Origin of the sequence: Curtobacterium oceanosedimentum, assembly GCF_040545555.1 — a bacterium.
In the GTDB taxonomy this organism is placed as follows: Bacteria; Actinomycetota; Actinomycetes; order Actinomycetales; family Microbacteriaceae; genus Curtobacterium.
Genome location: NZ_JBEPMD010000005.1, coordinates 232538 through 257386, shown reverse-complemented (window position 1 = coordinate 257386; position 24849 = coordinate 232538). Strand labels below are relative to the sequence as shown.

21 protein-coding genes are annotated in these 24849 nt (G+C 72.2%); 10 read left to right on the top strand and 11 right to left on the bottom strand.

What is annotated here, in order from left to right; translation table 11 throughout:
- Nucleotides 1-61: 61 nt before the first annotated feature.
- Complete coding sequence (locus tag ABIC52_RS07705) at nucleotides 62-811, bottom strand: TetR/AcrR family transcriptional regulator (protein ID WP_354027041.1); 750 nt, start codon at nucleotides 809-811, stop codon at nucleotides 62-64.
- Nucleotides 812-930: 119 nt separating this feature from the next.
- On the opposite strand from ABIC52_RS07705, the gene ABIC52_RS07700 reads away from it, so the two are divergent.
- Nucleotides 931-1860, top strand: a complete 930-nt coding sequence (locus ABIC52_RS07700) for an NAD-dependent epimerase/dehydratase family protein (protein WP_354027040.1) — start codon at nucleotides 931-933, stop codon at nucleotides 1858-1860.
- A 154-nt stretch (nucleotides 1861-2014) separates the two neighbouring features.
- On the opposite strand, the gene ABIC52_RS07695 is transcribed toward ABIC52_RS07700, so the two are convergent.
- Nucleotides 2015-3856: a DEAD/DEAH box helicase gene (locus ABIC52_RS07695; RefSeq protein WP_354027039.1), complete on the bottom strand. Its 1842-nt coding sequence runs from the start codon at nucleotides 3854-3856 to the stop codon at nucleotides 2015-2017.
- 182 nt (nucleotides 3857-4038) lie between these two features.
- On the opposite strand from ABIC52_RS07695, the gene ABIC52_RS07690 reads away from it, so the two are divergent.
- Nucleotides 4039-6231: an MDR family MFS transporter gene (locus ABIC52_RS07690; protein WP_354027038.1), complete on the top strand. Its 2193-nt coding sequence runs from the start codon at nucleotides 4039-4041 to the stop codon at nucleotides 6229-6231.
- A 119-nt stretch (nucleotides 6232-6350) separates the two neighbouring features.
- Complete coding sequence (locus ABIC52_RS07685; protein ID WP_126890206.1) at nucleotides 6351-6941, top strand: TetR/AcrR family transcriptional regulator; 591 nt, start codon at nucleotides 6351-6353, stop codon at nucleotides 6939-6941.
- A gap of 40 nt (nucleotides 6942-6981) precedes the next feature.
- Here the strand turns inward: ABIC52_RS07685 and ABIC52_RS07680 are convergent, their stop codons facing one another.
- Nucleotides 6982-7404 carry a hypothetical protein gene (locus ABIC52_RS07680; protein ID WP_126890207.1) on the bottom strand — a complete coding sequence of 141 codons (423 nt, stop codon included), beginning with the start codon at nucleotides 7402-7404 and terminating at the stop codon, nucleotides 6982-6984.
- A complete protein-coding gene (locus ABIC52_RS07675) occupies nucleotides 7401-8006 on the bottom strand; it encodes a nucleotidyltransferase domain-containing protein (protein WP_126890208.1) in 606 nt (201 codons plus the stop codon). Before ABIC52_RS07675 ends, ABIC52_RS07680 begins: the two co-directional genes overlap by 4 nt.
- Before the next feature lie 119 nt (nucleotides 8007-8125).
- Between ABIC52_RS07675 and ABIC52_RS07670 the strand changes: the two genes are divergently transcribed.
- Nucleotides 8126-8548 (top strand): VOC family protein, encoded by a 423-nt coding sequence (locus tag ABIC52_RS07670; RefSeq protein WP_126890209.1) that lies wholly within the window; start codon nucleotides 8126-8128, stop codon nucleotides 8546-8548.
- A gap of 6 nt (nucleotides 8549-8554) precedes the next feature.
- On the opposite strand, the gene ABIC52_RS07665 is transcribed toward ABIC52_RS07670, so the two are convergent.
- The gene (locus ABIC52_RS07665) at nucleotides 8555-8839 is read right to left on the bottom strand and encodes a hypothetical protein (protein WP_126890210.1); all 285 of its coding nucleotides are present in this window, start codon (nucleotides 8837-8839) and stop codon (nucleotides 8555-8557) included.
- A gap of 142 nt (nucleotides 8840-8981) precedes the next feature.
- On the opposite strand from ABIC52_RS07665, the gene ABIC52_RS07660 reads away from it, so the two are divergent.
- From ABIC52_RS07660 to ABIC52_RS07650, 3 genes are all read left to right on the top strand, one after another.
- Entirely contained in the window at nucleotides 8982-9749 is a 768-nt protein-coding gene (locus tag ABIC52_RS07660; RefSeq protein ID WP_126890211.1) for an Ltp family lipoprotein, read from the top strand.
- Between the two features lie 90 nt (nucleotides 9750-9839).
- Entirely contained in the window at nucleotides 9840-10148 is a 309-nt protein-coding gene (locus ABIC52_RS07655; RefSeq protein WP_126890212.1) for a hypothetical protein, read from the top strand.
- A 48-nt stretch (nucleotides 10149-10196) separates the two neighbouring features.
- A complete protein-coding gene (locus ABIC52_RS07650; protein WP_354027037.1) occupies nucleotides 10197-11075 on the top strand; it encodes a DUF808 domain-containing protein in 879 nt (292 codons plus the stop codon).
- A gap of 42 nt (nucleotides 11076-11117) precedes the next feature.
- On the opposite strand, the gene ABIC52_RS07645 is transcribed toward ABIC52_RS07650, so the two are convergent.
- The 5 genes from ABIC52_RS07645 to ABIC52_RS07625 form a co-directional block, all read right to left on the bottom strand.
- Nucleotides 11118-11336, bottom strand: coding sequence for a hypothetical protein (locus ABIC52_RS07645; protein ID WP_126890214.1), 219 nt, complete (start codon nucleotides 11334-11336; stop codon nucleotides 11118-11120).
- Between the two features lie 82 nt (nucleotides 11337-11418).
- On the bottom strand, nucleotides 11419-13368 hold the full coding sequence (locus ABIC52_RS07640; protein WP_354027036.1) for a potassium transporter Kup: 1950 nt from the start codon (nucleotides 13366-13368) through the stop codon (nucleotides 11419-11421).
- Between the two features lie 417 nt (nucleotides 13369-13785).
- The gene (gene mtnN / locus ABIC52_RS07635) at nucleotides 13786-14496 is read right to left on the bottom strand and encodes a 5'-methylthioadenosine/S-adenosylhomocysteine nucleosidase (protein ID WP_354027035.1); all 711 of its coding nucleotides are present in this window, start codon (nucleotides 14494-14496) and stop codon (nucleotides 13786-13788) included.
- Nucleotides 14497-14543: 47 nt separating this feature from the next.
- The gene (locus ABIC52_RS07630) at nucleotides 14544-15659 is read right to left on the bottom strand and encodes a sensor histidine kinase (RefSeq protein ID WP_354027034.1); all 1116 of its coding nucleotides are present in this window, start codon (nucleotides 15657-15659) and stop codon (nucleotides 14544-14546) included.
- A complete protein-coding gene (locus tag ABIC52_RS07625) occupies nucleotides 15656-16354 on the bottom strand; it encodes a response regulator transcription factor (protein ID WP_354027033.1) in 699 nt (232 codons plus the stop codon). Before ABIC52_RS07625 ends, ABIC52_RS07630 begins: the two co-directional genes overlap by 4 nt.
- Nucleotides 16355-16421: 67 nt before the next feature.
- Between ABIC52_RS07625 and ABIC52_RS07620 the strand changes: the two genes are divergently transcribed.
- Genes ABIC52_RS07620 through ABIC52_RS07610 form a run of 3 tightly spaced genes read left to right on the top strand, consistent with a single transcriptional unit; the run spans nucleotide 16422 to nucleotide 19278 of the window.
- Nucleotides 16422-17114, top strand: coding sequence for a M15 family metallopeptidase (locus ABIC52_RS07620; RefSeq protein WP_354027032.1), 693 nt, complete (start codon nucleotides 16422-16424; stop codon nucleotides 17112-17114).
- Nucleotides 17111-18310 (top strand): alanine racemase, encoded by a 1200-nt coding sequence (alr, locus tag ABIC52_RS07615; RefSeq protein WP_354027031.1) that lies wholly within the window; start codon nucleotides 17111-17113, stop codon nucleotides 18308-18310. The genes ABIC52_RS07620 and alr overlap by 4 nt, the downstream gene beginning before the upstream one ends.
- Nucleotides 18307-19278, top strand: coding sequence for a D-alanine--D-alanine ligase family protein (locus ABIC52_RS07610; RefSeq protein ID WP_126890220.1), 972 nt, complete (start codon nucleotides 18307-18309; stop codon nucleotides 19276-19278). Before alr ends, ABIC52_RS07610 begins: the two co-directional genes overlap by 4 nt.
- A gap of 41 nt (nucleotides 19279-19319) precedes the next feature.
- On the opposite strand, the gene ABIC52_RS07605 is transcribed toward ABIC52_RS07610, so the two are convergent.
- Entirely contained in the window at nucleotides 19320-24761 is a 5442-nt protein-coding gene (locus ABIC52_RS07605) for a discoidin domain-containing protein (protein ID WP_354027030.1), read from the bottom strand.
- Nucleotides 24762-24849: the final 88 nt, after the last annotated feature.

Genomic DNA, 24849 nt, shown 5'->3' with positions numbered 1-24849 from the left:
TGTCTACCGCAGGCAGGGCACGCCTGTCAGCCCGCCGCCCCGTTCGGGTGGTGAGATCGCCTCAACGGGACTCGGTGAGCCCCAGGTCGTGCGCCAGGCGGACGATCACCTCGTCGAAGTAGGCCGCCGGGTCGGTCACCGAACCGACCGCGTGCCCGAAGAGCTCGAACGACAGGACGCCGAACACGGTCGTCCAGGCCATCAGGGTCCGCAGGACGACCTCGGCCGACGGGTCGTCGTGGAAGCCGCGCGCCCGTGTGTAGGCGACCGCGTCGGCGACGGCACCGGGCGCCCCGGGACGTGAGCCGATCGACGGACCGGCACCGAGCCTCCAGTCCGGCGGCAGCTCCGACCCGGCGACGTCCGCCCACGCGTCGGTGACCACGCGGACGAGCACGTGGGTCGTCCGCGAGGCGGGCTCCACCGTGTCCTGGGGCGCGACGTACCCGGGGACGGGCGAGCCGTACAGGAGCGCGAAGTCGCCGGGGTGTCCGATAGCCCACCGTCGGACGGCGCGGCACGCGGCGACCCACCGGCCGACGTGGTCGGCGCGGTCGACGGGCGCCTCCGCCGCCTCGACCTCGGCGCCGAGCTCGTCGTAGTCGAGCACGAGCAGCGCGGTGAGCAGGTCGTCACGGCTCGGGAAGTACCGGTAGACGGCGGAGGACACCAGGCCGACGTCGCGCGCGACGGCGCGCAGGCTCAACTGCGCCGGCCCCTCCTCGGTGAGGCGGGCGCGCGCGGCCGCCAGGATGCTCGCGTGCACGGCCTCGCGAGCCCGGGACCGCGCGGTCCTCGCCTGTTCCACCATCCCTCCAGCGTGCCACGGGAGAGCACCGCACACAAACGAGAGCACTGCTCTTGCGATCCGGTCGGCGGCCCTGCATGATGACTTTCGAGAGCGGTGCTCTCCCGAACTCAGGAGGAACCATGTCAGGTCACCACGTCGTCGTCGGTGCCGGCCCCGTCGGCCGCCACACCGCAGCCCTGCTGTCCGAGCGCGGCGACGAGGTCGTCGTCGTCACCCGCTCCGGACGCGACACCGGACTGCCCGGCGTCCGGCACGTCGGGCTCGACGCCGCCGACGCGGACGCGCTGACAGCCGTCACCGAGGGCGCGGCAGCGCTGGTCAACTGCGCCAACCCGGGCGACTACACGCAGTGGGAGCGCGTGTGGCCGCCGCTGGCGTCCTCGCTCCTCACCACCGCCGAGCGGACCGGCGCCGTGTACGCGATCACCGGCAACCTGTACCCGTACGGCCCGGTCGACGGCCCGATGCACGCCGACCTGCCCGATGCCGCGACCGACCACAAGGGCATCCTGCGCGCGCGGATGTGGGCGGACGCCCTGGCCGCGCACGAGGCCGGACGCATCCGCACGGTCGAGGTCCGCGGCGCTGACTACGTGGGACCCGGCACCGGCATGAACGGGCACGTCACCCGCGTGCTCCCGGCCGCGCTGCGCGGGAAGCCCGTCACCGTGATCGGCCGGTCCGACCAGCCGCACTCGTACACCGACGTCGGCGACGTCGCGCGGCTCCTCGTCGCCGCCGTGGACGACGAGCGGTCACACGGCCGGACCTGGATCGTCCCGACCAACGCGCCGCGGACCCAGGAACAGGTCCTCACCGAGATGCTCCGGACGGCCGGCCGCCCTGCCGTCCGCGTCCGATCGCTGCCGATCGGTCTGATCCGCAGCATCGGCGCGGTGGTCCCGTTCATGCGGGAGGTCGCGCAGCTCGGGTACCAGTGGTCGGCGCCCTACGTCGTCGACGACACGGCGACGCGATCGCACTTCGGCTTCGGTCCGACGCCGTGGGACGAGGTCTGCCGCCGCACGGTGGACGGGCTGACCGCCTGAGCGGACCGGCCTGGAGGCGCGACCCACCCCACGGGGACGGCGCGCTCCCGACCCGTGGCCGGGCCCGCCCCGACTCCTGTGATTGCTGACGTCAGCTCCGGCTGACGCCGGTGCTGGCTGACGCCGGTGCTGGCTGACGCCGTGCTGGCTGACGTCAGTGGCGCGGCTTGCGTGCCGGACGGTCGTCGTCGTAGCGGGGACGGTCGTCGCGTCGGTCGTCCCGGCGCGGACGGTCGTCGTCGCGGCGGGGCCCGCGCGGACCGCGGTCGTCACGGTCGTACCGACGGGCACCACCGCGGCGGTCCGGCTTGATCTCGATGAGCTTCCCGCTGATCCGGGTGTCCGACAGGCGGTCGAGCACACCGGGGTCCATGCTCTCGGGCAGCTCAACGATCGAGAAGTCCGGCCGGATCTGGATCGCGCCGAAGTCGTCGCGGCGCAGGCCGCCCTCGTTCGCGAGCGCGCCGACGATCTGGCGCGGCTCGACCCGGTGGCGACGCCCGACCTCGATGCGGTAGGCGGTCATCGGCTGCGACCGGCGCGGCCCGCGGTCCTCACGGCCGCCGCGGTCGTCGTCCCGGTCACGGCGGTCACCGCGACGGCCGTCGCGGTCGACCTGGTTGCGGAGCTGGTCGTCGGCCGGGTCGAGCAGCAGCGGAGAGTCACCCTGCGCCACGACCGCGAGCGCGGCCGAGACGTCCTCTGCCGGGACGTCGTGGTTGCGGACGTAGTGCGCGATGACGTCGCGGAACTTCTCGATGCGGTCCTGCTGCTCGAGCGCCGCCGTGATCGCGTCGTCGAACCGGCTCAGGCGCGTCTCGTTGACGTCGTCGACCGTGGGCAGCTGCATCTGCGTGAGCGGCTGCTTCGTGTGACGCTCGATGGCCGAGAGCAGACGACGCTCGCGCGGGGTGACGAAGCTGATCGAGTCGCCCTTGCGGCCCGCGCGACCGGTGCGGCCGATGCGGTGGACGTAGGACTCGATGTCGACGGGGATGTCGAAGTTCACGACGTGGGTGATGCGGTCGACGTCGAGACCACGGGCGGCGACGTCGGTGGCGACGAGGATGTCGAGCTTGCCGGACTTCAGCTGGTTGACCGTGCGCTCGCGCTGCGCCTGGGCGACGTCGCCGCTGATGGCGGCTGCGGCGTACCCGCGGGCGCGGAGCTTCTCGGCCAGGGTCTCGGTCTCGCTCTTCGTGCGGACGAAGATGATCATGCCCTCGAAGTCCTCGACCTCGAGGATGCGGGTGAGCGCGTCGACCTTCTGGGGGTACGACACCATGAGGTAGCGCTGCGTGATGTTCGCGGCGGTCTTCGTCTTGGTCTTGACCGTGATCTCGGACGGGTCGGTCAGGTACTGCTGCGAGATGCGGCGGATCTGCGCGGGCATCGTCGCCGAGAACAGTGCGACCTGCTTGTCGTCCGGCGTCTCGGCCAGGATCGTCTCGACGTCCTCGGCGAAGCCCATCTTGAGCATCTCGTCGGCCTCGTCGAGCACGAGGTACTTCAGCGCGGACAGGTCGAGCGTGCCCTTCGCGATGTGGTCCATGATGCGGCCGGGCGTGCCGACCACGACGTCGACGCCACGGCGCAGTGCCGACAGCTGCACGCCGTACGCCTGGCCGCCGTAGACGGGCAGGACGTGCACGTGCTTCATGTGCGACGCGAACTGCTCGAACGCCTCGCACACCTGCAGCGCGAGCTCACGGGTCGGCGACAGCACGAGGGCCTGGGGCACCTTGCTGCCTGCCTCCATGCGGGACAGGATCGGCAGCGCGAACGCCGCGGTCTTGCCGGTACCGGTCTGCGCGAGGCCGACGACGTCGCGCCCCTCGAGCAGCGTCGGGATGGTCGCCTCCTGGATGGCGGAGGGGGTCTCGTAGCCGATGTCCTTGACGGCCTTGAGCACCGCGTCGCTCAGGCCGAGGTCGGCGAAGGTCACCACGGGCCCCTCGTCGGTGGTCTCGGTGGCGGTTTCGGTGTCCGTGCTCATGGGGAAACGGTACCTCGGACGGCGGACGTCCGCTGACGCCGCCAGGTGCGCTGTGGACGGACGGGAGGCCCGTGGCGGGCCCGCCACGGGCCTCCCGTCCGTCCGCATTTAGTTGCATTGCGGAACCATCGGATGTATCGTTGCGCGGTCTGCAAAGTTACACAGTACGAAAAAGGAGTTCGATGACCGCCACCGCACCCGTCTCGGTGCAGCCCGGCCGCCACGGCGCCGGGCCCGACGCGGCACCCGGAGTGTCCGGCGCACCCGGCCAGCAGCCGCTCATGACGCACCGCCAGATCCTCCTCGTGATCTACGGCCTGATGGCGGGCATGTTCCTGTCGTCCCTCGGCCAGACGGTGTTCGGCACGGCGATCCGCACCATCGGCGACGACCTGCACGGTCTCGACCAGCAGGCCTGGGTGACCACGGCCTACCTGATCACGTCGACGATCGCGACGCCGATCTACGGCAAGCTCTCCGACATCTTCGGACGCCGGCCGCTCTACATCTTCGGCATCGTCGTGTTCATCCTCGGCGCCGTGCTGTCCTCGATGTCCACCTCGATGCTCATGCTCGCGGCCTTCCGCGCCGTGCAGGGCATCGGTGCAGGCGCGCTCATGTCGCTCCCGCTCGCGATCATGGGCGACATCCTCGCCCCGCGCGAGCGCGCCAAGTACCAGGGGTACTTCCTCGCCGTGTTCGGCATCTCGTCCGTCATCGGCCCGCTCATCGGTGGTCTGCTCGCCGGTTCCTCGGAGATCCTCTGGATCACCGGGTGGCGCTGGGTGCTCCTCATCAACGTCCCGATCGGCGTCGCCGCGCTCATCATGGTGATCGTCTTCCTGCACCTGCCGAAGGTGCACGGCACGGGCGACAAGCCGAAGGTCGACTGGTGGGGCGCCACGGCGGTCATCGTCACGCTCGTCCCGCTGCTGCTCGTCGCCGAGCAGGGCCGCACCTGGGGCTGGGGCTCCCCCGCGGCGATCGCCAGCTACGTGATCGGTGCCCTCGGGCTCGTCGCGCTGTTGCTCGTCGAGTCGAAGATGGGCGACGCGGCGATCATCCCGCTCAAGCTCTTCCGCTCGGGCACGTTCTCGATGGCGACCGTCATCGGCTTCCTGGTCGGCTTCGCGATGTTCGGCGCCATGCTGACCATCCCGCTCTACCTGCAGATCGTCGTCGGCCTGACCCCGACCGAGTCCGGCTTCGCCACGCTGCCGCTCGTCGGTGGGCTGATGATCGCCTCGATCACCTCCGGTCAGATCGTCGCTCGCGTCGGCCGCTACCGGATCTTCCCGGTCATCGGCACCTTCCTGGTGTCGGCCGGCTACGTCGTCCTGACCTTCATGACGATCGACAAGCCGCTCTGGTTCCTCATGATCGGCATGTTCCTCATCGGGCTCGGGCTCGGTTCGGTCATGCAGTCGCTGACCCTGGCGTCCCAGGGCTCGGTCGAGGCCCGGGACATGGGCGTCGCCACCTCGTCGGCCACGTTCTTCCGCCAGATCGGCGGCACGCTCGGCACCGCCGTCCTCCTGTCGATCCTGTTCTCGGTGATGCCGAACAACATCCTGACGGCGACCGCGAACCAGGCCGACCTGAAGCCGGCGCTGTCCGCGGCACTCGACCCGGCCGTCGCCGGCAAGCCGGCGAACCAGGGCGCGATCGAGAAGATCTGGGCCCCGATCACCACCCCGCTCCAGCAGACCGTGCAGTCGCAGCTCGACGACGCGTCGACCCAGGCGAAGCAGGCGGCCGACCAGGCCGTCACGCAGCAGGTCACCGCAGCCGTGCAGCAGCGGGTCGCAGCCGGCGCCGTCCCCGCAGCCGCGGCGCAGGGCGTCATCGACCAGCAGGTCGCGGCGGCCACCCCGGCAGCCGAGGCCGCAGCCCTCGAGGCCGTGGCCGACCAGGCACACGCCAGCGTGCAGGACGGCACCGTGTCGGTCGACTGGTCGAACGCCTCGCAGCGGTCGTACTGGGTGGACGAGCTCACGCCGGCCCTCGCGAAGAAGATCGACGACGGCGCCAGCTCGGACTCCGCGGCGACCAGCACGAACGACACCTCGTTCCTCACCGGTGCCGACAGCCGCCTCACGCGGCCGTTTATGGCGGGCTTCAACGCCTCGTCCGTCACGATCTACTGGGTCGGACTCGGCGTGATCCTGCTCGCCTTCGTGCTCACCTGGTTCTTCCGGGTGCCGCCGCTGCGCCAGCGCTCGGCACTGCAGGAGCAGCACGACGCCGCCAACGGGTCGTCGTCCGACGAGGCATCCCCCGAGGCCGAGCTCGAGGCCCGCGCCGGGCTCGCCGCTGCCGAGGCCGGATCGTTCACCGGACCGATGACCGGCTCCACGCCGACCCAGCGCCGGTGACCCTCGGCCGCCCGCACCCCACCCGGGGCGCGGGCGGCCTCCCCGTGCCGGGCACGACCGGCACACACGACCCGGGCCACCGCTGGACACGGTGGCCGACCAGCACCACAGGAGTGCACGTGAGCACCACAGCAGCACCGGAGCCGACGACCGCGCCGTGCACGTTGCGCGAGCGGAAGAAGCAGCAGACCCGGCAGGCGCTCCACGACGCCGCCCTGACGCTCGTGTCCGAGCACGGTCTCGACGGCGTCACCGTCGAGCAGATCTGCAGCGACGCCGACGTCTCCCCGCGGACGTTCTTCAACTACTTCACGTCGAAGGCGCACGCCGCACTCGGTCTCGACACCGTCGAGGTGCCGGAGTGGGCGGCGACGCGGTTCGCCGAGGCGGACGGCCGGCTCGTGGACGACCTCTGCGTCCTGATCGCTGCGACCGTCCCGCTCTCCCAGGACCGCCGCCGGATGAAGGAGCTCCTGGTGCTCCGGCCGGAGATGGCCCCGATGGTGATGCAGTGGATGGCCGAGTCGCGGCAGTCACTCCTGGCCACGGTGTCGTCGCGCACCGACGAGCAGACCGCCCGCACTGCCGTCGGACTCGTGCTGTCGGCCCTGTCCGAGGTCGCGCACCGCGACACCGTCGGGGACAGCGACGAACTCGCGGCGAAGCTCCGGGCCGTCGTCGCCGAGATGGGCGCGATCGCCGCGGGCTGACCGAGGTCGACCGGCCCGCCTGCTCAGGGCGGACCCGGGCTCAGAGTGACCTCGCGAAGGCCTCGAGCGCGGCAGCGGCGGCATGAGCACGAGCGACGTCGGTGTCGCTCACCGAGCGCGCGTTGTACTCGGCCTTGTTCTTGACCGCGAGCAGCACCTCGAGATGTCGCGCGACGGCGCTCCCCGCCGCTGATCGCAGTACGGGGACGGCCTCGTCGTGCGCCCCGGATCGCGAGTACCGTCCGGTCCGCGCGACGCAGATCGCATCGGCCGAGGCGATGCCGCTCAGCACGCACTGCACGACGAATGCGTCGGCGTAGGTGGACGCAGCAGTCAGGACCCCCGCGTCTCCCCCGATCTCCCGCAGGACCTCCGCCGCCTCGAGGAACGACGATGCCTTCCGCAGGCGACCACGCCGGAAGGCATCGTCCCCGACGGCGGTGGTGCCCGTGCGCGGAGTCATCCAGCCAGGGTACGGAGGCTCCTGGCCAGCCATCGACCATCACCTGCGATGACAACGCCCTCCGCCGCCACCGACGCCAACAGCTCGTCCTGCGGGTCGAGATCTCCTTCGTCGAACAGCACGGCATGGGTCGCGTTCCCCGTCCAGCGCCGCACCCGATCGCACAGGTCGTGGACGAGCGGTTCGGCCACTTCGCGACGACCGTCGACCACGATGAAGCAGAGGTCCAGGTCGCTGTCCGAGCGCATGTCGCCGCGGGCGCCCGAACCGAAGAGCGCAGCGAACCGCAGCGGGATCTCGGCACAGCCGTCCCGCAACCGCCGCAGCAACTCCTCGCGTTGACGGGCCAGGGCCACGATCGCGTCTGCCGCGAGGTGGTCGGTGTTGAGCACGAATGTCTTGGTCCGACCCACACGGCTCCCGAGCAGTACCCCCTGCTCGACCAGACGATCCGCGGCGTTCCGGACACCCGCGTAGGAGCGGCCACCGATCGCGTCGACGATCTCCCGCAGGGTGACGGGTCGACCAGCGCGGACGACGGCGGACAGGAGATCGCCGTCCACGGTCGGCGTGACCGTTCGCATCGTCTCCTGCAGCTGCATCGATCCTCCAGGTAGAAAACTACCGATGTCGGTGAAATCCTACCAGCGCACTGTGCGAGCGCTCCAGGATCGGGAGCGCACCCCTGGCCGCCCGGACGCTGCGGCGGTAGCGTCGGCTCATGGACGGCACCGCACCGACCCCGTACCTCTTCCTCCCCGGCACCGCCCGCACCGCGCTCGCCCGCTGGCAGCAGGTCTTCGGCGGCGAGGTCCGGACCACCTCGTACCAGGACGCCGGGCGCGACGACGGGCCACCGCAGGCCGTGGCGCACGGCGAACTCGTCGGCTCCGTCCGGCTCTTCGCCGCCGACGCCGGTCGGGACGACGCCCCCTTCGCGGCCTCCGGCCTGCTGCTCGCACTGCTCGGCACCGCCGACCCCGGCGTCCTCCGCCGGTGGTTCACCGACCTGGCGACGGACGGTACGGTCGTCGACGACCTGCAGGAACGGCCGTGGGGCGACTGGGACGGCACGGTGCGTGACACCTTCGGCGTCTCGTGGCTGATCGGCTTCGAAGGCTCCGCCCTCGACACCACGGACTGAGCCGGGTCAGCCCTCCGCGTGCTGGTCGGACCCGAGCGGGAGCAGCGGCGCCCAGAACGCGTCCGGCCCGTCGGCGACGACGGCGTCGGACTCGAAGCGGAACCCGTAGCCCCGCACGAAGTCGAGCGCCGCGGCCTGCTCGTCCTCGGCATCGTCGGACGCCGCGTCGAACAGGTACACGCCGTGGCCCATCCGGACCCCGGAGTCGCTGATCACGGTCAGGTCCCAACGGCCCTCCTCCGCGCGTTCGATCCGGACGACGGCGGCCTGTGCAGCGGTGAAGTCAGCCATGCAGCGGATCCTACGGACCAGCACCAGGGCGCACTCAGGGTCCCCGAACTGGGGGAATCCTCAGGCGGCTCTCGAAATGAATCCACGCTCAGGTTCTTGCGAGAATGAGCGAATGACAACACCCGAGCCGCAGGGAGCCGGCATGTCACAGACGCCTCCCCCGTTCCCCACCCAGGACCCGAATGGTCCGCCCGTCCCGCCGCCCTACGGAAGCGGACCCGCTCCTCGCCGTGCAGCCGGCCTGGCGATCGCCGCACTCGTCGTGGGCATCGTCGCGTTCCTCACCGGTCTCGTACCGGTCTTCGGCGCCCTCGTGGGCATCACTGCGGTCGTGCTCGCGATCCTCGCGCTCCGGAAGCAGCAGTCGAAGGGACTCGCCGTGACCGGCTTGGTGCTCGGCGCGCTCGCGACGCTGTCCTCGATCGGCACCGCGGCGGGTATCGGCGCGCTCGTCAACTCGGACGAGGTCCGGTCGGCCGCCGTCGTGACATCGAGCCCTGCTCCGATCGCGGACGCGGCCGACGACGCGAGCGAGGCCGCCGGAGACGAGAGCAGCGCTCCGAGCGAGGCAGCGTCCGAGGCTGCCCCCGAACAGCCCGCCGTCCCCGTCGAGTACGCCTCAGCGCTGGTCAAGGCCGAGAGCTACTCCGAGATGATGCACATGAGCAAGGCCGGCATCTACGACCAGCTCACGAGCGAGTACGGCGAGCAGTTCACTGCCGAGGCAGCCCAGTACGCGGTCGACACGATCGACGCCGACTGGAACGCGAACGCCCTCGCCAAGGCGAAGGACTACCAGGCGAACATGGCGATGTCCCCCGCCGCCATCCACGACCAGCTCACGAGCGAGTACGGCGAGCAGTTCCTGCCCGCCGAGGCCGACTGGGCGATCGCGCACCTCAACGACTGACCGGACACGACACGACGTGAGGCCCTGCCGATTCCGGTAGGGCCTCACGTCGTGTCGTGGGAGCCGTCCGGCACGCCGTACCCTGACCGCATGGACACCCCGCTGCCGTCCGGCACGACGAAGCGCCGGATCACCCTCGACCTCGGGCGTCCCCGGCTGACCTGGGGTGCTCGGCCGACGGTGACGATCGACGGCGTCGGTCACCCCGCCCAGTGGGGCACGGGCACGTGGGCGGTCGCCGAGGACGGCTCCACCACGATCGGGGTCTCCTGCTTCAACCGCCTGTGGCGCTTCGGCACCGCCAGCAGCACGGTCGGCGACGCCGACGGCTTCGCCTACCGCAGCGGGGCGCTGCCGATGGGCGCCGGCAGGCTGACCGCCCGACGCACGGCGGACTGAGCAAGGAGGCGGTCGGGCGCCGGGGACCGCTCCAGTAGGGTGAGCGACATGTCAGTCGGGTTGCTCGCCGTGGTGGACGACATCCTCTCCGCGGCCCTCAAGGCCAGCGCGAAGACCGCGGGGGTCGTGATCGACGACGCCGCGGTCACACCGCAGTACGTGCAGGGACTGCAACCGGCCCGTGAGCTCCCGGTCGTCGGACGCATCGCGCTCGGCAGCCTGTTCAACAAGTTCGTCATCATCATCCCGCTCGCGCTGCTGCTGTCGGCGTTCGCCCCGTGGGTGCTGCCGTGGCTGCTCGTCATCGGCGGCACGTACCTGTGCTTCGAGGGCGCCGAGAAGGTGACCGAGTGGTTCGGCGTGCACCACGAGACCGCCGGCGACGCGCAGCCCACCACGGAGCCCAAGCTCGTCTTCGGCGCGGTCCGCACCGACCTCATCCTGAGCACCGAGATCATGCTCATCGCGCTGTCGAGCCTCGACACCGGGCTCGTCTTCTGGCCGAAGGTCGGTGCCCTCGCGCTGATCGGGCTCGGGATGACGGCCCTGGTCTACGGCGCCGTCGCACTCCTGGTCAAGGTCGACGACATCGGGCTGCAGATGATGAAGAACGACTCGCGGCGGACCCGCCGTGCGGGTGCGCGGATCGTGCGCGCGATGCCGACGGTGTTTCGCGTCATCAGCATCGTGGGGACGGTCGCGATGCTCTGGGTCGGTGGGCACCTGGTGATCGCGAACCTGGCGGAGACGTTCTGGGCCGGACCGTACGAGCTGCTGCACGCGGTCGAGCACGCGGTCGAGGCGACCGGTCCGGTCGTCACGTGGATCGTCGACACCGCCGTGTCGGCCGTGTTCGGACTCGTGCTCGGCATGGTCGTCGTCGGCGTCGTGCTCGGCATCGGCCGGCTGCGCGGTCGCTCGCACTGACCGCCGGGTCCGCCCGCGGGCGTCGTGGGGACGGCGGCGGCCTCAGTCCTCGTCGTCCGTGGCGGTCGCCCACTGGTGCCAGGCCTCGAGCTGCGCCTGCGCGCTGCCGAGCGCACTGTGGGAGCCGCGGACCGTGCCGTCCTGCGAGACGAGCTCGTACTGTCGGCCGTGGGTGATCCGCGCGACCGGGCGGCCGTCGGCCCAGGCCGACCAGGAGTCGTCGCCGTCCTGCTGCCAGGTGAGGTCGTTCCGGTGTGCCATGGGTGCGGCTTCCGCTCGGTGCCGCAGGAGCCCGGGTGGCGGAACGACCCGTCGGACGCTACGCCGTCCGCCTGGACGGTCGTCAGAGCTCGACGTCGCTGCCCATCGTCACCGTGCGCTGTGCCGGCAGGCCGAACCGTGCCGCAGGATCGGCGGCGTTGTGGGCCAGGCCGACGAAGAGCTTCTTGCGCCAGCGCGCCATGCCACGGTTGCCCGGCTGCGGCCGGAGCGCACCGCGGGAGATGAAGTACGACGCCTTCGCGATCTCGTCCGGGTCGATGTCGAGCACCTCGGCCAGGCAGGCTGCGTGCAGGGCCCGCGGCAGGTCCTGGTCGTCCGAGAACCCGAACTTCACCGTGATGTGGTCGATGCCGTCGTCCTCGTAGCCGAGGTCGTCGCGGAAGAACGCCTTCGCGTGCGGCACGTGCGGCACGTTCGCCGTGAGCACCGAGACGATGAGCACGGTCCGGTGCACCACGTGGTTGTGCTCGACGTTCGCGCGGAGCGCCAGCGGGGTCGTCTCCTTGTTCGGGTGCGGGAATATCGCGACCCCCTCGACCCGCGGGATGTGCTTCGTGTTGATGCGCTCGATGAAGTCGGCCAGCGACCCCTCGCGTTCCTTGCGTTCCTCCTGCACGAGCTGCCGTCCGCGACGCCAGGTCGTCATCAGCGTGATCACCGCGAGGGCGATGAGCAGCGGGACCCAGCCGCCGTGCACGATCTTCGACAGGTTGCCGGCCAGGAAGGTCAGCTCGAGTCCACCGAAGACGACGGCAGCCAGCACGAGCTTCCACGTCGCCCAGTGCCAGAGCGGCTTGACGACCAGGAGCAGCAGCAGCGTGTCCACGACCAGCGCGCCGGTCACGGACACCCCGTAGGCGGTCGCCAGGCTGGCCGACGACCGGAAGGCGAGCATGATCGCGAGCACGCCGATGAAGAGCAGCAGGTTGACGGCCGGCAGGTAGATCTGGCCGCCCTCTTCGCGCGAGGTCTGCCGGATCGTGAGCGGCGGCAGCAGCCCGAGCTGGATCGCCTGGCGCGTGAGCGAGAAGGCACCGGAGATGACCGCCTGGCTCGCGATCACCGTCGCCATCGTCGCCAGCACGACGACCGGGATCTGGAGCGCGTCCGGGAACAGCAGGAAGAACGGGTCCTTCGCCGCAGAGGGGTCCTCGAGCACGAGCGACGCCTGGCCCAGGTAGTTCAGCACGAGCGCCGGGAACACCACGAAGAACCAGGCGCGCAGGATCGGCGGACGGCCGAAGTGGCCCATGTCCGCGTAGAGCGCCTCGGCTCCGGTGATGACGAGGACGACGGCGCCCATCGCCACGAAGGTGATGTACGGGTGGGCGACGAGGAAGGTGATCGCCCACGTCGGCGACAGCCCCTGCAGGACACCGGGGTGCGCGACGATGTGCGGCACACCGGCGACGGCGATGACGACGAACCAGAGCAGCATCACCGGTCCGAACAGGTTGCCGACCTTGCCGGTACCGAACCGCTGGACCAGGAACAGCAGCACCAGGATGACGGCCGCGATCGGCACGATGAGGTGCTCGAGCGACGGCGCCGCGGTCGACAGGCCCTCGACCGCGGAGAGGACCGAGACGGCCGGTGTGATGACCGAGTCGCCGTAGAACAGCGAGACGCCGATGATGCCGATGACCAGGAAGACCGTCGCGCCCCCACGACGCTTCGCGTACAGGCGCCGAGCCAGTGCGGCGAGCGCCATCACGCCACCCTCGCCGTCGTTGTCGGCGCGCATGAGCACGAGCACGTACTTGATCGACACGACGATCGTGACGCTCCAGAACATGATCGAGATGACGCCGTAGACGTCCTCCTGGTTCGCCTTGACGATGCCGCCGTCGATGGTGAACACCGTCCGGAGGGCGTACAGCGGGCTGGTGCCGATGTCGCCGAAGACGACGCCGAGCGCGGCCAGGGCGAGGGCGGCGACGCCCTTCGCGGGGCCGTGCGAGGGGTCGTCGACGGTGTCGCTCGTCGGCGCCGGGGAGCGGGTGTCGGTCACGCTCGTCACTTCCGTCGGGGTCGTCCGGGCGACGGCCGCGGATCATCCTTGCACCGCTCGCGCCCCGGTGTTCTCGGCGGACACCCATCCGAGCTCGAGTGTGCGGAGACCGGCTGTCGTGCAGGACTCGTACCCCGACCCCTCGACGCGTACAGGAACCGCGTCCTACCGTTCGGGGCGACGCGAGCGCGGACGTCCCGCGCGCGGAAGGAGTGCACCATGGACCTCGACGGGTTCGAGCCGGCCCAGCTGATCGTCTTCGTGATCGCGGTGGTGCTCGTCTTCGGTGGCCTGCTGGCCAGCCGACGACGCCGCTGAGCGGTCACCGACCTGCCGCCGCGAGCGGCTGACGGACGGGAGGCGCGGGACCGACGGGTGACGCGCCTCCCGTCCGTCGGTGGGTACCGGGGTGCGGTCTCAGGCCGCCAGGTCGAGCAGCACGTCGTGCGCCACGCGCGCTGCGCGCGCCGACGCGTCGTCGAGGTGCTCGCGGAACTCGTCCCCGTCGGGGGCGCAGAGGTCGCTGATCCCCCGGATCGACAGGAACGGCATGTCGTGCACGTGGGCGAACTGGGCGATCGCGGCGGACTCCATGTCCACGGCCGCGACCGCGGGGAAGACCTCTCTCAGGGCGCGGGCGCGGCCCTCGGTCACGAAGACCTCACTCGACCCGATCGTGGCTGACCGGATGCGGTACGGCGTCCGCGCGGCGGCGGCGCGACCGAGCATGCGCGGGTCGGGTGCGTACTGCGGCGGCATCCCCGGGACCTGCCCGAGCGCGTAGCCGAACGCCGTCGCGTCCGCGTTGATGTTCACGTAGTGCTCGCCGACGACGACGTCGCCGATCTCGATGCCGCGCATGAGCCCGCCGGCGGTCCCGACGCTGAGCACCGGGACGGCGCCGAAGTCGTGGTAGCAGTGCGCCGTGGCGGCCGTCGCGTTCGTGAAGCCGATGCCGCTGCGTCGGAGGGCGACCACCGCGCCGTCGACGTCGAGCAGGTGGTGCTCGTCGTGTCCACCCACCGGTCCGTCGTCGATGACGACGCCGCCCAGCAGGGTGGCGACGGCGGAGAGTTCCTCGGTCATCGCGGCGATGACGACGGCGACGGGCGTTGCTCGGGAGTGCACCGACCGATCCTCGCACGGAGCGGCTCGGCTCCCGTGCACGAGTGCGGTCACGCGGTGGAGGACGGCCCGGCCGCTGACCCGGAGGCGGGCAGGGACACCTCGACGACGAGGCCACCCTCCGGCCGCGCGGAGACGTCGAGCGTGCCGCCGTGCGAGGTCACGATCGCCGCGACGATCGCCAGACCGAGGCCGGCGCCGGCGTCGTCCTCGCGCCGCCGCGACGCCACCCGTTGGAACGGCTCGGTGAGGGTCGGGAGGACCTCGACCGGGACGACGGCACCGGGGTTCTCGACCACGACGACGGACGCGCCGTGCCGGGTGCCGGTCGTCACGCGCACCCAGCCGTCGCGCCCCGGGCCGACGTTGTGGACGACGGCGTTCTGCAGGAGGTTCGTCACGAGCTGGAGCAGCAGGGACGTCGAACCGGTGGTCCACGCCGTCGCCGTGGCGGGCTCGACGTCGATGCCCCGCGCCTCGGCGAGGGGCAGGACGGTCTCGACGGCCTCCTCCGCGAGGAGCGACAGGTCCACCCGCGCGCGGTCCGGGAGCTCCCGACCGGCCCGTGCGAGCACCAGCAGCGCCTCGGTCAGGTCGACCGCCCGCTCGTTCACCACCCGCAACCGTTCGAGGACCCCCGCCGGGTCACGGTCCGGCTCGCGGGCGGCGACCTCGAGCAACGCGCGCGTCGTGGCCAGCGGCGTGCGCAGCTCGTGCGACGCGTTCGCCGCGAAGCGCTGCTGCTCCGCCACGTACGCTCCGAGCCGCCCGACCATGCCGTCGAACGCGTCGGCGAGGTCGCGGAACTCGTCGCGTCGCCCCGGGAGCGCGATGCGGTGCGCGAGGGACCCCGCGGCGACGTGTCGCGTCGCAGCGGTGATCCGGTCGAGCGGCGCGAGCACCCTCCCCGCGAGGAACCACCCGCCGACCAGTCCCACGACCACGAGTCCGACGGACACCGCCGTGGCCGGGGGGAGGAACGCACGGACCAGGTCGGAACGGTCCGGGACGTGACCGCCGGTCGACTCGAGGTTCCCGACCGGGACGTACCGCAGGAGGAACACCCAGACGACGGCGAGGATCAGCGCTCCGGTGAGCACCACCACCCCCGCGTAGCTGAGGGCGAGTCGCACCCGCACGCTGGCGCCTCGGCGACGGTCGGTCACGAGCCGCCGTCCGTCACGCGGTCGGCACGCGGTCCGTCGGTGTCGATGCGGTAGCCCACGCCCGGCACGGTGGCGATCACCCACGGCTCCCCCAGACGCTTGCGGAGCGCCGACACCGTGATCCGGACGGCGTTCGTGAAGGGGTCCGCGTTCTCGTCCCAGGCGCGTTCGAGCAGCTGTTCGGCGCTCACCACACCGCCACCGGCGCGGACGAGGACCTCGAGCACGGCGAACTGCTTGCGGGTGAGGGCGACGTGGTGCCCGTCCCGGAAGACCTCGCGCCGGAACGGGTCGACACGCAGCCCCGCCGCCTCGAGGACGGGTGGGCGGTGCTCGCCGCTCCGTCGTGCCAGCGCGCGGACGCGGAGCACGAGCTCCCGCAGTGCGAACGGCTTCGTCAGGTAGTCGTCGGCGCCGACGGCGAAGCCGGAGACCTTGTCGTCGAGGCGGTCGGCAGCGGTCAGCATGAGCACCGGGACGCCGGCGCCGGTCGCGACCAGGTGCGCGGCGACCTCGTCACCGGTCGGCCCGGGGACGTCCCGGTCGAGCACCGCGACGTCGTAGCGGTTCAGCGCGAGGAGTTCGAGCGCTGCGTCCCCGTCAGGCGCGACGTCGGCCGCGATGGCCTCGAGGCGGAAGCCGTCGCGGACGGCCTCGGCGAGCAGGGGTTCGTCCTCGAGGATCAGCACACGCACGGCACCGATGCTAGGCGGCGGCACGTGTCGGGAGCGTATGCGGATCCGCATACGCTCCGACGACACGGTGCGCGCTGCACTGGTCGACATGCAGCACCGTTCCGCTCCTCCATCCGTCCCCGTCCCCGCGCGTCCGCGACGCACCGGCGCCGTCCTGGTCGTCGTTGTCCTCTCCCTCGTCGCAGCGGTCGCCGTCGCCCTCGTCGCGCTGTCCGCCGTCTCCGGCAGCCCGGGAACGTCCGGCCGCGCGCTGTGGCACCGGGTCGCCGGTGCGACCGCGGGCGACGGCACGGCCGACGCCGCGAACGGAGCCGCCGCAGGCGAGGTGCCGTCCGGTGCGTCGGTGTTCGACGACGACCTGCCCGCGGTCGCACGGCTGCAGCCGGACCTGCTCGACGCGGTCCGCCGCGCCGCCCGGGACGCCGACGACGACGGCGTGCGCTTCGTCGTGAACAGCGGCTGGCGCTCCCCTGCGCTCCAGGAACGACTCCTCGACGACGCGGTCGCCGAGTACGGCTCGCGACAGGAGGCGGCGCGTTGGGTCTCGACACCCGAGACGTCCCTGCACGTCCGCGGCGAGGCGATCGACATCGGCGACTGGGACGCGGCCACCTGGCTGCAGGACAACGGTGCTCGGTACGGGCTATGCCAGGTGTACGACAACGAGGCGTGGCACTTCGAGCTCCGACCGGACGCCCCCTCCGACGGGTGCCCCCGCAAGTACTGGGACCCGACCCACGACCCGCGGATGCAGCGGTGACCGCGCCCGGCTCGCGACTGCTGGTCCACGACGACGCCATCCGCGCCAACACGGCCTTCTTCGCCACCCTGACGGGCGGACGGCTGATGGCGGTGCTCAAGGCCGACGGCTTCGGGCACGGGGCGGTCGCACGGTCCGTCCTGGAGGCCGGGGCGGGGTCCGTCGGTGTGACGAGCGTCGACGAGGCGCTCGCGGTCCGCGCCGAGGGCGTGCGCGCACCGGTGCTGAGCTGGCTCAACCCGCCGGACGCGGACTTCGCTGCGGCGGTGGGCGCCGACGTCGCGCTCGCGGTCGCCGACCCCGCGGTCCTGGTCGCCGTCCTGGCGGCGGCGCGCACCGTCGGCCGCGCAGCGATGGTGCACCTGCACGTCGACGTCGGCATGGCCCGCGAAGGGGGTGCGCCCGCCGACTGGGCGGCGCTGTGCTCGCTGGCGCGCGAAGCCGAGGGCACCGGTGCGGTCCGGGTCGTCGGCGTGATGGGGCACATGTCCTCGGCGGACCGACCCGAGGACGACCAGAACCGCCGCGAGCGCCTGTTGTTCGAGAACGCGGTCCGGACCGCCCGTCGCCGCGGACTGACCCCGGCCACGGTGCACCTCGCGGCCACCGCCGCCACCCTGACCGGCGTCGGTGAGGGGTTCGACCTGCACCGGATCGGTGCCGGACTCTTCGGCATCGATCCCTCGGGGACCACCGACCGCCTCCGACCGGCGCTGTCGCTGACCACCGCGGTCGTCTCCTCGCGCTCGGTGCGGGCGGGCACCCGCATCGGCTACGGCGGGACGAGCACGACCGTGGCCCCGACCAACCTGGCGCTGCTGCCGCTCGGCTACGGCGACGGCCTGCCCCGCGCTGCCTCGGGCCGGGCCGAGGTCCTGGTCCGCGGCCGCCGGTGTCCCGTCGTCGGGCGGTTCTCGATGGACAGCGTCGTCGTCGACACCGGACCCGAACGCACGGCCCCGGGGGAACCCGTCACCGTGTTCGGCCCCGGCGACGGCGGCGAACCGACCGTCACCGAGTGGGCGACCTGGGCGGAGACGATCCCGCACGAGCTCGTCACGCGGATCGGCAGCCGTGTCGCCCGCGTGCACCGCACCAGCACCAGCACCAGCACCAGCAGCAGCAGCACCAGCAGCAGCAGCACCAGCAGCAGCGCCAGCACCCGCACCCGCACCCGCACCGAGGAGCACCCGTGACCGACCGACCACACCGCCGCATCGCCGTCGTCGGCGGTGGCGCGAACGACGAGCACGACGTGTCACTGGCCTCCGCGGCGGCCGTCGTCGCGGCGCTCCGCACCGGTGGCCACACCGCCGTCCCGCTCACGGTCGGCCGCGACGGCACGTGGCACGACGAGGACGGGTCGCTCCTGTCCCCGGCCGACGCCGTCGCCCGGCTGACGTCCTGCGACGCGGCCTTCCCGCTGCTCCACGGCGAGCGCGGCGAGGACGGAGCCGTCGCCGGTCTGCTCGAGCTCGTCGGCGTGCCGGTCGTCGGGTCACCGGTCCGTGCCGGCGCCCTGGCGGCGGACAAGTGGGTGACGAAGACGATCGCCGGTGCGGTCGGCATCGCCTCCGCGCCTGCCGTCCGTGTCGACGTCGCGGTGTCGGCGGAGGAGGCCGCGGCGGCCGTCCCGTTCGCGCCCCCGCTCGTGGTGAAGCCGACGTCAGCAGGGTCGAGCAACGGCGTGACCCTGGTCCGTCGGCGCGACGACCTGGCGGCGGCGATCGACCACGCGCGGTCCGCCGGCAGCACGGTGCTCGTCGAGTCGTTCGTCGCGGGGCGGGAGGTCGACGTCGCGGTGTTCCGCGACCGGTCCGGCGTCCTGCGGAGCGGCGCGACCCTGGAGGTCGCCGTCGGCGACGGCGGGGTCTTCGACCGGGAGCAGAAGTACGGCGGCGCCGCCCCCTTCCGGGTCCCGGCGGACCTGTCGGTCGCCGAGCACGGAGCGGTCACCGGCGCCGCCGCCGTGCTCTACGACGTCCTGGGGTGTGCCGGGGCGGCGCGCTTCGACTTCTTCGTGACGGGCGACGGGGTCGTGCTGAACGAGGTGAACACCGCGCCGGGCTTCACCGAGCAGTCGCAGGTCCCACGGATGTACGCGGCGGTCGGCGTCGGCTTCGTCGAGCTCGTCGACGAGCTGCTCGCCGCGGTGCTCGGATGACCCGGCGGGCGGGCGGCGGGGTGTGCCGCCCGCCGCCCGGTCTACCGGACCTCGAACCCGTACACCGAGTAGCCGTACGGTGTCGCCCGGTCGACACCCTGCAACCGGACCTGCCGCCACGTACCGGACAGCGGGACCCGGTCGGTGCCGCCGTCGCCGTCGGTGACGGTGGCGATGGTCGTCCACGCGCCCGTCGTCCCGTCCCGACCCTCGATGCGGTAGGCGCGGCCGTACGCGTCCTCCCACCGGATCGTCGCCTCGTGCACCTCGTGCCGCGCGCCGAGGTCGACGTCGAGGCGGGCGTCGTCCCGGTGCTCGCTCGCCCACCGCGTGCCCGGGTCGCCGTCCACCGCGTGGCGTGCCGGGGTCCCGGCCGACTCGTCGCCGGACGACGACGCCGCGGCACGTCGAGCGAGGTCCGGCGTCGGCGAGCCCTCGGTCGAGAACACCCGGAACGACCAGACCGAGACGCCGTACCGCGTCGTGCGTGTGTCGGCGACCAGGCGCACGAACCGGGCGCGGACGCCGTCGAGTGCGTGCGTCTCGGTCCCGCCCCTGCCGTCGGTCGTCGTCGAGACCGTGCGCCACGGGTCGGACGCCCGGTCGCGGACCTCGACGTGGTCCGACGCCGCTGCAGCCGCCTCCCAGAGGACCTCGACGCGGTCGAGCGGCAGCACCGAGCCGAGGTCGACGGCGAGCCACTCGCCGTCGCGAGCCGTGCTCGACCACCGGGTGGTGTCGTCGTCGTCCACGGCTGCGTCGCCCGACAGGTCCCCGCGCTCGTCGGACGAGGTCGTGGCCCCCTTGCCGACGGCGACGTCGCGGGAGACCGCGGGCGACTCGCCCTGGTCGAGGGTCGTGAGGACGGCCTGCCCGGTCGCCGCACCACGGACCGCGCGGACCGTCGCGGTGGCACCGCCGCGGTCCGGCAGGGTCGCCGTGCCCGAGGCGCTCACCGTCGCGCCCTCGTCCGCGGTCCAGACGGGCTGGGCGTCACCGGTCAGCAGGCCGCCGAAGCCGTCGGCGTCGAACCCGTACGCGGCGAGCCGGACGGACGAGCCGGGCAGCACCGTGGCGCTGCGCGGAGCGACCAGCAGGTCGCGGACGACCACGTCGGCGGCGGCCGGTGTCCCGGTCACCTGCACGTCCCACACCGAGTAGCCGTACTGGGTGAGGCGCTCGGTCATGTGCAGCCGGACGAACCGGGCGGTCGCGCCGACCGGCACGGTGTCGACCGACGCGTCCCCGTTCGTGACGGTGCGGACGTCCCGCCAGGGGCCGTCGTCCGTGTCGGACACCTGCACGACGTACCGTGCCGCCGCGGCGTTCTCCCACGTGACCCGGAGGTCCTCGACGTCCCGCACGGACCCGAGGTCGAGCGTCAGGTCCACCGTGTCGACGCCGTGCGCGCTCTCCCATCGGGTGGCGGCGTCCCCGTCGACCGCCTTCGCCGCGGTGTTGCCCCCGTCGGTCGAGCTCGCCACGGCGGAGGTCACGTCGACGACCGGCACCGACGCGATCGACGAGACGACGGCGCTGCCCTCGACCCCGTCGGCCTCGACATCGCCCACCGTCGCCACGACGTAGCCCGCGCCGGGGGCTGTCGTGGTGAGGGTCCCGTCGCCGGTGACCGTACCGGGGGCGGTGGTGCTCCAGGCGACGTCGGCGGGCAGCGGAGCCGGGTCGCCGTACTGGTCGTGCCCCTCGGCGGAGAACGTCACCGGCTCCCCGACCACGGCACGAGCCGTTCCGGGCGTCACCGTGATGCCCGTGAGCACCGGCGCCGGCGCGACGCGGAGGTCGTACGAGTCGGAGACCGCGCCGACGGTCGCGGTGACGGACACCGCGTCCGCCGCGGCGCCGACGTGCAGGGTGCCGTCCTGGTCGATCGTCCCCGCGCTGGTCGACCACCGGACGTCGTCGAGCGGCATCGTCGCGCCGTACTGGTCGAAGCCGGTCACGGTGAACGCCGTCGTGCTCCCCGGTGCGAGCGTCCGCGGGTCACCCTCGGTCCCGACGACGATCGTCGCCAGCCGGGCGTCGAGGTGCGACGTGACCTGCGTCCGGGCGGGCACCGCGATCTGCCCGATGACCCGCTGACCCTCGAAGACGTCGTAGGTGTGCTGGACGTCGTCGATGTTGTCGATCACGTAGGAGTACGTGCCGTCGGCAGCGCGGAACACCTGGCTCAGCGGGCTCGACGTGTGACGGTCGGTGACCTCGTGCCCGACGGTGCGGTTCGACATCGCCTGGTGGTAGACCATCCCGGCCATCGACCGACCGGTGACGGCCGGGTCGTGGTCGGCCCAGAGCGCGGCGTGCACGTCGGCGTACGTGTCCGGGTCGTACTGGGCGAGGAACCCGAGGACCACGTTGCCGAGCGCGTCGCCCATCTCGCTGAACACCGCGGCCGCGTGGGCCGTGTCGGCACCCGGGTGGTGGTCGGTGAGGTCGACGCCGTACAGCCGGTCGATCGTGTCGGCGTCCGCTCGGTAGTCGGTGACGAGGAACGGGAGCAGCGGCGACGGCTCCGGCCAGTCCCCCGGCTGTCGGTCCGCCGTCGGGCCGTCGATCTCCGCGGGCACGAGCGCCGCCGGCAGGGTCTCGGGCGTCCACCACCGGGACGGGAACACGACGGAGCCGTCGTCGTCGATCGAGACGTACAGCGTGTCCGTCGACCGGTCGTACAGGGGGTTCGTCGCGGTCTTCGCCGTCACGTAGCCCGGGTGGTTCCGCTCCACGGCGCGGACGGCGTCCTGCAGTTCACCGATCGCCGCCGACCGGTCCCGCGTGATCGCGACGTCTCCGTAGGTGCCGACGCCCCACCACTTCTTGGTGAGCATCTGCACGTGCCCGGCGTTGCCGTTCACCACGCCGTCCTGCCCGACGACCTCGCCCCGGGCGGCCATCATCTGCCGCATGATCGCCTTCGAGAAGTCCGGGTCCCACCCGAAGTACGTGAACCACGGGGCAGTCGGCATCCACTGGATCCCGTAGATCCAGGCGGGGTCCCCCGAGAAGTACGTGGCCTCGGCCTGCCCCGAGTCGAACAGGATCCCCGCCTGCGCCGCGTCGTACGCCTCGGGGAACGCGCCGTCGCCGTCGTACACGGCCGACGCCGGGTTGCCGTGCGCGTTCTGGTAGTAGTCGCGGACGGCAGCGCGCTCGGTGACGTACTGCACCGCACCCGCCGCCTGCATGTCCTCGTCACCCAGCACCGTGCCGAGCAGGAACAGCCCGGCCTCGGACTGGATCGCCTCGGACGACGACTCCTGGTTGTTGCCGCCGGGCGAGGACACGCCGCCGGCGTTCGAGTGGCCGGTCCACACGCCGAAGGTGCGGAAGTGCGGGAAGCGCTCGTCGTCGCGGTCCCAGTTGGCGTACTGCTTCGCGACGAGGGTGGCCATCTCGCCGTACCGCTGTGCCCAGTCGGGGTCGGCCCGCCCGAGCAGCGCCGTCGCGAGCGTGAAGTAGCCGTAGTGGAAGTGGTTGTCGTTGAACTGCGCGGACCCGTACGAGTCGCCGAAGCCGATCAGGGCCTTCCACGTCGGGTACATCGCGAAGAAGTGCTCCCGCTCGCCCTCGCTGTACGTGTACCAGTCCGTGAGCGCGCGTTCGAGGGTGGTCCGCATCCGGTCGGCGTCCTCGGTGTCGCCGATCTGGTCCGCGACGCTCATGTACGCGCCGAGCTGCTGCAGGTCCTTGCCACCCCAGTAGGTGTCGCCGCCGTAGGTCGTCTTCTCGGCGTAGTCCGACAGGTACTGCCGCATGACGTCCTCGCGGTACGGGTCGTCGCCCGTGCTCGTCGGCTCGGCACCGATCGGGGTCAGGCCGCTGAAGGCGTACCGCAGCGTCCAGCCGTCGTGCCCGACGGTCGTCCGCATCGTGCCGCGCGGGGTGGCGTAGGTGGCGCCGGTGAAGTGGAGGTCGTGCTCGGCCTCGGCGTACTGGTGCTGCAACCAGCCCTGGACGGTGTCGTGGTCGGTGCCCTGCAGCACGTCGGTCTGCAGCGACCACCGCTGCTCGACCGCTCCCGCTGCGGGGTCGTACGAGTAGTCCATCCGGGTGTCACGCGGTACGGCGAAGGCCGTGCGGTGCAGGTCGTCGAGCGTCAGCCCCTGCTCGGGCACCGCGCTGAGCACGAGGAAGGGCGTGCCCGCGGATGCCTCGAGCACGTTCCCCGTGCGGGTGAAGGTGGTGCCGGTCGGCGCGTGCACCCCGAACACATGTCCGTCCTGCCGGATCTCGAAGCGGTCGGTCGTGATCGTCCCGGTCAGTCCACGGCCGTCGGCGTCGGTGAGCGCGGCCCCGTCCTGCAGGCTGATGCGCGGGGTCATGCCGTGGAACTCGAACCACTCGTACGGCGACCCCTGCACGCTCGTCACGTCCATGTACTGACCGCCCGGTCCGGCCTGCGGCATCCGCCAGCTGACGTTCCAGTCGCCCCAGCGCAGGGCGTCGGCCCGATCGGCCGAGAACGCCGTGGTGAACCGCTGCGCGATGCCGTCCGGGGCGTCGGTGAGCAGGACCTGGTCGACCAGGACGTGCGCCCACCCGGCCCGGAGCGAGTCGACGACCCGGACCTGTGCCGTCTGCCCGCGGTATGCGCTGACGTCCCACGACGTCCACCGCAGCTCCTCGCTGTCCGCGCCGGTGGCCTCCTCGACGACCTCGCCGTCGACGAGCAGTTGCACGGCCTCGGCCCCGGGGTGCCGGCCCCCGCCGACGAGGAAGGCGAGCGTCGACCGGTCGACGGTGAACCCCGGCGAGGTGAGCGTGCCGGTCGCGCCGTCGCCGTCGCGATCGGTGAAGGAGTCGACGAACCCGTGACCGAGCCAACCGGACACCGCGCTCTGTCCCGACGCGGTCCCGGACGAGGTCCCGCTGAAGGCATCCCCGGTCGTGGTCCACCCGTCGGGCAGGCCGTCCTCGAAGTCGGCGAGCACCCGGTCCGAGGCGTCCGGCGTCGGGTCGACCGTGCCGCCGACGGTGACGGGGGCGTCGAGCCGCATCGCGGTGCCGTCGGCGTTCCAGGACGTCGGGTGGGTGAGCTTCGTCCCCTGTGCGCTGTTCGACGACACGAAGGGGTACGCCCAGAGGTCGCCGGAGTACCGGCTGACGAGCAGGTCGGTCCACCACTGGTTCGTGGGGACCGGCTTCCCCGCCTGGGACGGGTCGACGTACAGGTGCTGGTCGACGGTCTTCCGCACGTCGGCGACGGACGCGATCTCCGCCGGCGGCGTCGGCGCGTACGAGCCGTCCCCGACACGCACGCCGTCGACCTGCGGGCCGGCAGCACCGGGAGCGGGTGCCGCTGCCCGGCCGACCGGCGGGTGTGCCGGGTCGGCGGACCCGGTGCCTGCGGACCGGTCCGGGAGGTCCGTCGGGAGGGTGCTCGCGGACGCGAGGTCCGCGGCGGCCAGAGGGGACAGGGTCAGCGCGCCGAGCAGGAGCGTGACGACGACGGTGCGGACCAGGTGCACGGAGGGTCCCCTTCCGGGAGCGGAGGTTCGGCGGCGGAGCGTGCGTCGGGTCGCAGGGACCCCTGTCGGCAGCGCCGCACCCGACGTC